Origin of the sequence: Nocardioides sp. ChNu-99, assembly GCF_029493445.1 — a bacterium.
Lineage (GTDB): Bacteria > Actinomycetota > Actinomycetes > Propionibacteriales > Nocardioidaceae > Nocardioides.
In genome coordinates, this window is the sequence record NZ_JAHWBL010000087.1 from 1 (window position 1) to 10,699 (window position 10,699).

General features: G+C 74.6%; 10 protein-coding genes. 7 read left to right on the top strand and 3 right to left on the bottom strand.

Annotated elements, in window-relative coordinates; translation table 11 throughout:
- From KK617_RS17875 to KK617_RS17890, 4 genes are all read left to right on the top strand, one after another.
- Positions 1-251: hypothetical protein (locus KK617_RS17875; protein ID WP_277501544.1), on the top strand; the 251-nt coding region annotated here is incomplete at its 5' end.
- Between the two features lie 47 nt (positions 252-298).
- Entirely contained in the window at positions 299-2,002 is a 1,704-nt protein-coding gene (locus KK617_RS17880; RefSeq protein WP_277501545.1) for an HtaA domain-containing protein, read from the top strand.
- Positions 2,003-2,182: 180 nt separating this feature from the next.
- Positions 2,183-2,923 (top strand): hypothetical protein, encoded by a 741-nt coding sequence (locus KK617_RS17885; RefSeq protein ID WP_277501546.1) that lies wholly within the window; start codon positions 2,183-2,185, stop codon positions 2,921-2,923.
- 144 nt (positions 2,924-3,067) lie between these two features.
- Positions 3,068-4,216, top strand: a complete 1,149-nt coding sequence (locus tag KK617_RS17890) for a hypothetical protein (RefSeq protein WP_277501547.1) — start codon at positions 3,068-3,070, stop codon at positions 4,214-4,216.
- Here the strand turns inward: KK617_RS17890 and KK617_RS17895 are convergent.
- Together KK617_RS17895 and KK617_RS17900 are read right to left on the bottom strand one after the other, a co-directional pair.
- Positions 4,203-4,766 carry a TetR/AcrR family transcriptional regulator gene (locus KK617_RS17895; protein ID WP_277501548.1) on the bottom strand — a complete coding sequence of 188 codons (564 nt, stop codon included), beginning with the start codon at positions 4,764-4,766 and terminating at the stop codon, positions 4,203-4,205. The two genes, KK617_RS17890 and KK617_RS17895, sit on opposite strands and share 14 nt — an antisense overlap.
- A 7-nt stretch (positions 4,767-4,773) precedes the next feature.
- Positions 4,774-5,580, bottom strand: coding sequence for a purine-nucleoside phosphorylase (locus tag KK617_RS17900; RefSeq protein ID WP_277501549.1), 807 nt, complete (start codon positions 5,578-5,580; stop codon positions 4,774-4,776).
- Positions 5,581-5,723: 143 nt separating this feature from the next.
- On the opposite strand from KK617_RS17900, the gene lpdA reads away from it, so the two are divergent.
- From lpdA to KK617_RS17915, 3 genes are all read left to right on the top strand, one after another.
- Positions 5,724-7,121, top strand: a complete 1,398-nt coding sequence (gene lpdA, locus KK617_RS17905; RefSeq protein ID WP_277501550.1) for a dihydrolipoyl dehydrogenase — start codon at positions 5,724-5,726, stop codon at positions 7,119-7,121.
- Between the two features lie 7 nt (positions 7,122-7,128).
- Positions 7,129-8,520 carry an NAD(P)H-quinone dehydrogenase gene (locus KK617_RS17910; RefSeq protein ID WP_277501551.1) on the top strand — a complete coding sequence of 464 codons (1,392 nt, stop codon included), beginning with the start codon at positions 7,129-7,131 and terminating at the stop codon, positions 8,518-8,520.
- A 241-nt stretch (positions 8,521-8,761) separates the two neighbouring features.
- Complete coding sequence (locus tag KK617_RS17915) at positions 8,762-10,003, top strand: SpoIID/LytB domain-containing protein (RefSeq protein ID WP_277501552.1); 1,242 nt, start codon at positions 8,762-8,764, stop codon at positions 10,001-10,003.
- Positions 10,004-10,048: 45 nt separating this feature from the next.
- Here the strand turns inward: KK617_RS17915 and KK617_RS17920 are convergent.
- On the bottom strand, positions 10,049-10,699 hold a 651-nt coding region (locus tag KK617_RS17920), incomplete at its 5' end, for an FHA domain-containing protein (RefSeq protein ID WP_277501553.1).

The following is a 10,699-nucleotide window of genomic DNA, read 5'->3' on the forward strand; positions in this document are numbered from 1 at the left end:
TGGCGGTCCCCGCCGCGGCCGCGGTGGCAGCAGCCGAGCAGCTGGGGTTCGGCTACGACCTCCGGTCGGTCTCCGCGGTCACCGCCGACGAGCCGGCGGCGACGACGGGGACGAGCCCCCTGTGGTGGGTCGGGGGCGGGCTGCTGCTCGCCGCGGCCGCCCTGCTCGCCGTACCCGCCCACCGTCTCCCGGGCCCGCTGGCCCGCTCCCGCCGCTCGGGCGGTGCCCACCCCACCCCACCCCCGGTCTGACCGGCCCTCCTCGGCGCGCCCGCGTCGACCCGAGAAAGGAAGCACCCATGCCCACCCCCACCCGAGCCGGAGCCCGTCGCGGTGTCCGCGCGAGCGCCACGGCGGCCGTCGCGGCCCTCGTGACGGCGCCCCTGGCGCTGGCGACCCCGTCCGCCTCCGCGGCCGACGAGCCCGCCGTCGTCCCCACCCTGCAGTGGGAGATCTCCCAGCAGTTCGACAACCACCTCGCGGTCCACGAGCTCGCCGACGGTGCCACGGAGGACGCGGACGGCGTCGTCACGTTCCCCGGCGGGGTGGGCACGTACGACCCGTTCACCGGCGCCGCGAGCGTCGCCTACGAGGGCTCGGTCTCGGGGACGTTCGGCCCGAACTTCGGGCTCCCCGCGCAGTACACCGTCACGGTCGCCGATCCCGTCGTGACGGTCGGCCCGTCCGGCGCGGGCACGATCGAGGCCACCGTCTCGGCGTGGAACACGGGCGGCTCGGGCAGCACCCCGGCCCAGACCGAGCCCACCCAGGTCGTCGTCACCACCTTCGACGCGCCCGCCGAGTGGACGGCCGGCGACGGCGTCGGCTCCATCACGGCCACGCCCGACTGGGTCGGCGTCCTGCCGGCGGACTCCGAGCAGGCCACCGCCCTCGGCATCCCGGCCGGCCAGCCGGTCGAGGGCGCGTCGTTCGCGCCCGAGTTCCTCGGCGCGCTGACGCCGGGCGTGCGGGCGCACTTCTACCAGAGCCGCGCGAACCAGACGGTCAAGAAGCCGTCGTCGTTCACGGCCACGGCGACCCCGGCCGCCCCGCCGGCGGTGACCTACGAGACGACGTCGACCTCGCACGAGGACGGGCTGCTGCTGCGCGTCTCCGGCACCGGCTTCCGCGGCGTGACGGTCGAGGGGGACAACGGCGTGTACGTCGGGCTCGCCCCGGCCGGCGAGATGCCCGACGTGTCCGACCGCGAGAACACCGCGCTGTTCGCCGGCGTGAACTGGGTGCCCGCGGCGTCCATCGGTGAGGGCGGCACCTTCACCACCTCGGTGAGCGCGCCGACCGAGAAGCTCGACCCGACGGTGGACTACGCGCTCTACACCTGGCAGGCGCACACCTACTCCAACGTCTCGCAGGACACCCAGACCCCGGTCACCATCGACTGGAGCGCCCTCGAGGAGCCCGTCGCCGACGTCACCCTCACCGCGACCGGCTCGACCGGGCAGCGCTACGCCACCACCACCTGGGTCGCCGCGAAGGTCGCCGGCGTCGCCGACGGTGCCGGCACCGTCACCCTGACGGGTGTCGGCGCGGCGCAGTCCACCCCGGTCAAGTACGGCCAGGCCGCGTTCCGGGTGCCCGCCACCCTCGCGCCGGGCACCTACACCGCGCGCTACACCCTCGCCACGGACGGCGCCGGTGACGGCACCACCACCACGACGACCTTCACGGTCCTGCAGGGCACGTCCACCACGGGCGCGTCGTTCCTGTCGAGCCCGTCGAGCCGCAACGCCAGCACGGTGCGCGTCGTCGTCGCCCCCAAGACCAACACGACGGGCGTCCCGGCCGCGGCCGGCCCCGTGGCCGTGAAGTTCTACCAGGGCAACCGCGTCGTCTGGTACTCCGGCGTGAAGCAGCTGGCCGGCGGCCAGCTGCAGGTCACGGTCCCGCGTCTCCCGGCCGGCCGCTACGCGGTCGTGATCGGGTACGCCGGCTCGAACCTGCTGCTGTCGTCGAACCACTCGCGCTACGTCGACGTGCGCTGACACCAGCTCCCACCCCGCACGGGGCCCGGTCCTCCCCAGGACCGGGCCCCGTGTGCGTCCGTGGCGTCTAGGGTGGGCTGGTCGGTGGCCGGGCGCCGGCCCCCGGCCGCACGAGGCGGCCGGGCACCGACGGGAGCCGACATGGGTGAGCAGCGCCGTACCACCGGGGCGAGGTCGTCCGTGCCCGTCCTCGCGGTCGGCGCGGCCGTCGTCGTCCTCGCGGTCCTGGCCGTCCTGGCGTTCGTGCTCCCCGGCGGCCCCGACCCCGCCACGGCGCGCCCCGGTGAGACCGACGGGGCCGGTGGGGCCGCTGGGTCCGACGGGGCCGTCGAGCTGCGGGTGGACGGCCCCACCAGCCTGACCTACGGACGCGTCGACGCGGCGCTGCAGGGCTTCACCGCGTACGTCGCGGGCGACGTCGGGGACGAGGCCCGCGTCGAGGTCAGCGGGGTCGGTGAGCCGACGACCCTCCCGCTCTCGTGGTCCGGCCGCGCCCACGTGCGCCCCGACCCCGCGCTCGGGGCCGGACCCCACGAGGTCGTGGCCACGCTGGACACCGCCGGGGGAGAGGGCGACGGCCTGCGCGCCACCCACGCGTTCGAGGTCCGCAGGGCGGAGTCCGTCGTGGGCGCCTCCTTCATCCGGCCGCCCACCACCCGCGACACCGGCCTGCTGCTCGTGGCGCCCTTCGTCCGGGGCCTCGACGTCACGCCGCCGCAGCCCGACGCCACGGTGTCGGTGAAGGTCTACCTCGGCACCGACAGCGTCTGGAGCTCGGGCACGCTGCCGGTCACCGCCGACGGCACGGTGGTGGTGCGGGTGCCCGTGCTGCGGGCGGGCGACTACCGCCTCGCCGTGGGGTACGGCGGCTCCGCGAACCTCGAGCCCGGCGCCACCGTGCGCGGGCTGCGCGTGCGCTGAGGCGCCGAGCGCCCGACCTCCTCCGCCCGACCTCGCTCACCCCGGGGCGCCCGACGGCCTCCCGGCCGGGGCCCGCGAGCGCTAGGGTCGGGCGTTCGCGGGGGCGGACGCACCGGCCCCTGATCCTTGCTCGGAAGGACCACCGTGACGGCTCGTCGTACCCCCACCCGCTCCTTGCGCCGCGTGGCGCTCGCCTCCCTCGCCGCGCTCGCGCTCGGCGGACCGGCCCTGCTCGCCCCCACCGGCGCCGCCACCGCCGCGGCCACTGCCCCCGCCCCCGCCATCGCGCCCGGCGCCGTCCAGGCCGCCGAGGACGCGTTCACCCTCGACGCCCGGGTGCGCTCCGCCTCGTCCGCCGGCCTCGCGGTCGACGCCACGGCCCGCGGGGTGGTGCTGCCCGCCGAGGGTGGCGGCGCGACCGTGACCTTCGCGCTCGGCCCGGCCGGGCTCACCGATCCCGCGTCCGTCGACCCGTCGGCCTTCGCCGCGGTCGTCGAGGAGCCCGCCGCCGCCGCGGAGGAGTACGCCGGAGCCCTCACCACGACCCTCACCGCGGAGGCCGACCGGGTCCTCGCCGACGCCGACCACGCGGTCTACGCCTGGCAGTCCGACGGCGAGGCGGGCCCGGGCGGCTCCGCCTCGACGCCGCTGGAGGTCGACCGCGACGCCCTGGGCGGCGACGTCGTCGTCGAGTCGTCCGGCCCGAGCGCCCACACCTTCGGTCGCACCGACACCTTCGTCTGGCTCGCCGTGCGCGGCGTCCAGCGGCCCGCCGCGCTCGGCGGACTGCTCACCGGCCTGGACGGTGCCCGGGTGGTGGCCGAGAACCGGGGCGGGGGCGTGCTGCGCTTCCGCGTCCCCGAGCGCACCCTGCCGGGCACCCGCACGCTGCAGCTCGAGGTCACCAGCCCCGAGGCGGCTGCCGACGGGCTGGTCGTCACGCGCCGGCTCGTGGTGTCCCGCGCCGCGACGACGGCCGTGTCGTCCTTCGAGGTCGCGCCCGGTCCCCGGCGGACCGGCAGCCTCCTGGCCGGAGCCGTGGCGACCGACCCCCGGACCGGGTCCACGGTGCCCCGCGCCCGTGGGCCGATCGCGGTGAAGGTCTACCGCGCCGACGGCTCGGTGGCGTGGTCGTCCGGCGTCCAGCAGCTCGTCGCGAACGCGGCGTTCGACGGCCTGCGCCGCTTCGCGGTGCCGGCGCTCCCGGCCGGGTCCTACCGGCTCGTCGTCGGGTACGGCGGGTCCAACGTCTTCGAGCCGTCGAGCGCGACGCGCACGTTCAGCGTGCGCTGATCCCGCCGAGGACGAACTCGACCACGACGTCTGCGGGCACCTGCCGCGGGTTGAGGCAGGCGTGGACGAGGGGGAGGACGGCGTCGACGTCGCGCACCGCGAACTCGCCGCTCGCCACCCCCTCGTCCACGATGTCGCGCAGCACGGTCTCGACCGCCACCACGTGCTCGCGGATCTCGCGCAGCGAGGAGTCCGAGAGCAGTCCGTAGACCTGGGGGCCGAGGCCCAGGTGGAACTGCTCGCCCTCGGCGAGGTGGTGGTGCAGGTAGCGGCGCAGCCGCTCGGTCGGGCTGCCGGCGTCCGCCAGCACCGCCTCGAGCGTCTCGAGGTAGCGGGTCGTCTCGTGGGAGGCGAACGCCACCACCACCGCGTCCTTGTCGGGGAAGTGGTGGTAGATCGACGTGCGTCCCACGCCGGCCCGCGCGGCGAGCTGGGCCATGGTGATGGCCTCGAAGCTGCGCTCGCCGACGAGCTCGACGAACGCCGCGAAGACCCGCTCGCGGATCTGCTCGCGGTGGGCCGACAGGGACTCTCCCGAGATCTTCGGCACGGGCGGCCTAGAGCCTCGGCACCACGGCGCCGAGCAGGGTGCCCATGCGCGTGGCCGCGGAGCGACCGGCCTCGAGCACCTCGGCGTGGTCGAGCGGCTCGCCGGAGATGCCGGCCGCGAGGTTGGTGACCAGCGAGATGCCCAGCACCTCCATGCCCGCCTGACGGGCGGCGATGGCCTCCAGCGTGGTGCTCATGCCGACGAGGTGGCCGCCGATGGCGCGCACCATGCCGATCTCGGCCGGGGTCTCGTAGTGGGGACCGGGGAACTGCACGTAGACACCCTCGTCGAGCCCGGGCTCGACCTCGCGGCACAGGGCGCGCAGCCGGGACGAGTAGAGGTCGGTGAGGTCGACGAACTGCGGGCCCTCGATCGGGGAGCGGCCGGTCAGGTTGATGTGGTCGCTGATGAGCACGGGGGTGCCGGGGGACCAGGTGTCCTTCAGGCCACCGCAGCCGTTGGTCAGCACGATGGTGCGGCACCCGGCGGCGGCGGCGGTGCGCACGCCGTGCACGACGGCGCGCACGCCCCGGCCCTCGTAGTAGTGGGTGCGGCTGAGGAAGACCAGGACGGAGCGGTCGCCGGCGCGCACGGAGCGGATCTTGCCGGCGTGGCCGGCCACCGCGGCGGGGGCGAAGCCGGGCAGGTCGGTGGTGGCGATCTCGGCGACCGTCTCCCCGAGCATGTCGACGGCCGGGAGCCACCCGGAGCCCAGGACGACGGCGGCGTCGTGGCGCTCCACCCCCGTCAGCTCGGCGAGGCGGGCGGCGGCAGCGGTAGCGGCCTCGGTCGGGTCCAGGTCGTCGTGGTGCACGTCGCGAACTGTAGGCCAGAGTGGCGCGCGACACCCGTCGGCGCACGCGGGCGACGTACCTCCCGGCCCCGTTCGCGCAGGGCGTACCGGGCGGTAGCCATCCCGCCCGGGACGGGGCCGTCCGGGTGGATAGTCTGGTCCCCGTGACCCACTTCGATGTCCTCGTCCTTGGTGCCGGCCCCGGTGGATACGTCGCGGCGATCCGAGCCGCCCAGCTCGGCAAGTCCGTCGCCGTCATCGAGGAGAAGTACTGGGGCGGTGTGTGCCTCAACGTCGGCTGCATCCCGTCCAAGGCGCTCCTGAAGAACGCGGAGCTCGCCCACACGCTCACCCACGACAAGGCCAAGTACGGCATCGAGGGTGACGTCACGATGTCCTACGGCCCGACGTTCAAGCGCTCGCGCCAGGTGAGCGCCGGCATCGTCAAGGGCGTCCACTACCTGATGAAGAAGAACAAGATCACCGAGATCGACGGGTGGGGCACCTTCACCGGCCCCAAGTCGATCGACGTGAAGGGCTCCGACGGCTCCACGACGACCTACACCGCCGACGACGTCATCATCGCGTCCGGCGCGAAGGTGCGCACGGTGCCCGGCGTCGAGATCAGCCAGAACGTGGTCACCTACGAGGAGCAGATCCTCGACGAGGACCTGCCGGGCTCGATCATCATCGGCGGCTCGGGCGCGATCGGCGTCGAGTTCGCCTACGTGATGAAGAACTTCGGCGTCGACGTCACCATCGTCGAGTTCCTCGACCGCATCGTGCCGACCGAGGACGCGGACGTGTCGAAGGAGCTGCTCAAGCACTACAAGAAGCTGGGCATCAAGATCATGACCTCGACCGCCGTCAAGGGTGTCGAGGACACGGGCTCGGGCGTGAAGGTCACCGTCGCCCCGGCCGCCGGCGGCGACGAGCAGGTGCTCGAGGCCGACAAGATGCTCGCCGCGTTCGGCTTCGCGCCGCGCACCGAGGGCTACGGCCTGGAGAACACGGGCGTCGAGCTCACCGAGCGCGGCGCCATCGCGATCGACGAGTACGGCCGCACCAACGTGGACGGCGTCTACGCGATCGGCGACGTCACGGGCCGCATGATGCTCGCCCACGTCGCCGAGGCCATGGGCATCGTCGCCGCGGAGGTCATCGCGGGCGCCGAGACCATGCCGGTCGAGTTCGACTTCATCCCGCGCGCGACGTACTGCCACCCCCAGATCGGCTCGTTCGGGTACTCCGAGCAGCAGGCCAAGGACAAGGGGTACGACGTCAAGACGTCCACGTTCCCGTTCAGCGCCAACGGCAAGGCCCAGGGCCTCGGCGACGGCGTCGGGTTCGTCAAGGTGGTCGCGGACGCGGAGCACAACGAGATCCTCGGCGCCCACATGATCGGCCCCGACGTGACCGAGCTGCTGCCCGTGCTGACGCTGGCCCAGAAGTGGGACCTGACCGCCGACGAGGTCGGGCGCAACGTCTTCGCGCACCCGACCCTGACCGAGGCCGTCAAGGAGGCCGTCCACGGCATCTCCGGCCACATGATCAACCTCTGAGGTGCCGATGAACCGCGTCGTCATCGTCGGGGGCGGGCCCGGCGGCTACGAGTCCGCGCTCGTCGCCGCCCAGGCCGGGGCCGAGGTCACCGTGGTCGACACCGACGGTCTGGGCGGCTCGGCCGTGCTGACCGACTGCGTGCCGAGCAAGACCCTCATCGCCACGAGCGAGCTCATGTCGGAGCTGTCGGGCTCCGCCGAGCTGGGGCTCAGCTTCCTCGACGTCGAGGGCGACGCGGCCACCTCGATCCGCGTCGACCTGGGCCGGGTCAACACCCGGGTCAAGCAGCTCGCGGCCGACCAGTCGAGCGACATCGCCCGGCGTCTCGACCGGGAGGGGGTGCGGCTGGTCCACGGCCGCGGCCGCCTGGACGGCCCGAGCCGCGTCGTGGTCGACCTCGTCGACGGCGGCGAGGAGACCCTCGAGGCCGGAGCGGTGCTCGTCGCGACGGGCGCCTCGCCGCGCGTCATCCCGAGCGCGGTGCCCGACGGGGAGCGCATCCTCACCTGGGAGCAGGTCTACGACATCGCCGACGTGCCCGAGAAGCTCGTCGTCGTCGGCTCGGGCGTCACCGGCGCCGAGTTCGCCTCGGCGTACCTCTCGCTGGGCATCGACGTCACCCTGGTGTCCTCGCGCGACCGGGTGCTGCCCGGTGAGGACGCCGACGCGGCCGGGGTGCTCGAGGAGGTGCTGACGCGGCGCGGCATGAAGGTGCTGAGCCGCTCGCGGATGGAGTCCGTCACCCGCTCGGGCGACGTCGTCACCGTGCGGCTGACCGACGGCACCGAGGTGGAGTGCTCGCACTGCATCCTGGCGCTCGGCTCCGTGCCGAACACCGAGGGGCTCGGTCTCGAGGAGGCCGGGGTGCGCCTGAAGGACGGCGGCTTCGTCGGCGTCGACCGCGTCTCGCGCACGAGCGCGCGGGGCGTGTACGCCGCGGGCGACTGCACCGGCGTCCTCATGCTGGCCTCGGTGGCGGCGATGCAGGGCCGGATCGCCATGCAGCACCACCTCGGCGACGCGGTGCAGCCGCTCGACCTGCGCAAGGTGTCCTCGAACGTCTTCACCTCCCCGGAGATCGCCACGGTCGGCTGGTCGCAGCAGTCGGTCGACGAGGGCGAGATCCAGGCCGAGACCGTGCTGCTCCCGCTCTCGGGGAACCCCCGGGCGAAGATGCAGGGCGTGCGCGACGGCTTCGTGAAGCTGATCTGCCGCCCGGGCACGGGCATCGTGGTGGGCGGCGTCGTCGTCGGCCCCCGCGCCTCCGAGCTCATCCACCCGGTCGCCGTCGCCGTGGGCGAGGGCCTCACCGCCGACCAGCTCGCCGCGGTGTTCACCGTCTACCCGTCGATGTCCGGGTCGATCGCCGAGGCGGCCCGCCGGATGCACCACGTCTGACCCGACGCCAGCATCAGCACCACCCCCAGCACGACGACGGGGCCCGCCGCGCGGCGGGCCCCGTCGTTGTGCGCGGACCCGGGGCGCTAACTACCCCTCTGTAGTTCAAGCGTTCCGATTGCACGGCCCCGCGGGCCTGTGATCCGATCGTCGTGCACATCCGTCACACCCTTCACACCAGCCCCGGGTAGCCCCCGCCCGGGGCTGCCGCCTGCCGCCGAGTGCCCCAGGAGCCCCACCCGTGCCTGTCCGTCCGCGCCGTCCCCGCCTGCGCCGTGCCCGCCTCCTCGCCTCCCTGCTGCTGGGCGTGGGCCTCGTCGCCGCCGGCGGCGGCCGCGCGGGCGCCGTACCGGTCGACGACCAGTGGTGGGCGGTGCCGAACGCGGCCACGATCGCCATCGACGGCCACGGCTTCGGGCACGGCAACGGGATGTCGCAGTACGGCGCGTACGGCGCGGCGCAGCGCGGCGTGAACGTGCGCGAGATCCTGCGCTTCTACTACCCGGGCACCACCGTCACGACGGCCGGCGGCACCATCAGCGTCCGCATCAGCGCCGACGACGACGGCGACACGATCGTCGGCTGGCGCGAGGGCCTGACGGTCGTCGACCGCGGGACGAACGCGCGCCTGCCCGTCCCGGCCGGCGTGTCGGGCAGCTGGCGGGTCAGCTACGGCGGCTCGGACACCTCCATCGTCAGCTTCGCCCGCGGCGGCAAGTGGGTGTTCTGGAAGCGCACGCAGGGCGAGGCCGAGCTCTACGCCAGCGGCGGGGCGATCCCGCTGATCCTCGACGGCGGGCGCTCGACGGTGCAGTACCGCGGCACCCTGCGCGCCGCCATCAGCGAGCCCGGCGCCTCGCGCCGCGACACGGTCAACCACGTGACGCTCGAGCACTACCTGCGCGGCGTCGTGCCGCGCGAGATGCCGTCCTCGTGGACCCCGGCCGCCGTGCAGGCGCAGGCCGTCGCGGCCCGCACGTACGCCGTGCAGCAGCGCTCCGAGCCCAAGGCGCGCCACTACCAGATCTGCGACACCACCACCTGCCAGGTGTACGGCGGGTACACCGCCGAGAAGTCGGGCTCCAACCGCGCGATCGACGCGACGGCGGGCGCCATCCTCAGCTACCAGGGCGAGCCGGCGTTCGCGCAGTTCTCCTCGTCCAACGGCGGGTGGACCAACAACGGCTCCGCGCCGTACCTCACGGCCCGCCAGGACCCCTACGACAGCACGTCCGCCAACCCCAACCACACCTGGCTGCTGCGCGTCACCGACGTCACCATCGAGCGGGCCTGGCCCCAGCTCGGCAACCTGCAGGCCATCGCGGTCTCCGACCGCAACGGGTACGGCGAGTGGGGCGGCCGGGTGAACTCCGTGACGTTCCGCGGCAGCGCCGGGACCGTGACGGTCACGGGCGCGACGGTGCGCTCCAAGCTGGGGCTGAAGTCGACCTGGTTCACCTTCCGGGTGGCCCCCCGCAGCTGACCCCGCGCGGAGCCGCCCCCAGCGGTCCCCGCGGCGGAGCCGCCCTCAGGCGAGCTCGTCGAACGACAGCCACGCCCCGTGGCCGAGGTCGAGCACGTCCCCGCTGGCGAGCACGACCGGCTCGTCCCGCAGGCGGAGGGGCTCGTGGTCGGGGCGGCGCAAGAAGGTGCCGTTGGTCGAGCGCCGGTCGAGGGCGACGACCTGCCAGCCGTCGGGGCGCACCTCGACGTGGGTGGCGGAGACGTGGCCCTCGGGCACGGCGACCAGCCGCACCGTGCCCGGTCGGGGCACCAGGTCCGGCCGGGGGGAGCGGCCCACGACGACGGGGGCGTCGATCTCGACGACCTCCCCGGTGCTGACCGTCATCCGGCCCCGGACGGGTGCGGCGACCGGACGGACGTCGCGCGTGACGAGGACCCCGCACACGCGGCACGTCGTGCGGTGCGGGGGGTTCGGGTGGCCCTCGGGGCAGGCCACCGACGGCAGCGTGCCCGGGCCGGCCGCGCCGTCCGCCGGTCCTCCGGGCCGGACGGGCCCGCCGCGGGAGCCGAGCCGCGTGGTGCCGATGCCCTCCTCGGGCGGCACCGCGAGCGGGGCGAGGGGCCGGTGCAGCGTGCCGGACACGTCGACGGATCGGTCGGGCGACCCGCCCGGGCGCAGCACCGGGCGCCGTGCGCCCGCGTCGGGGAGGGCCCG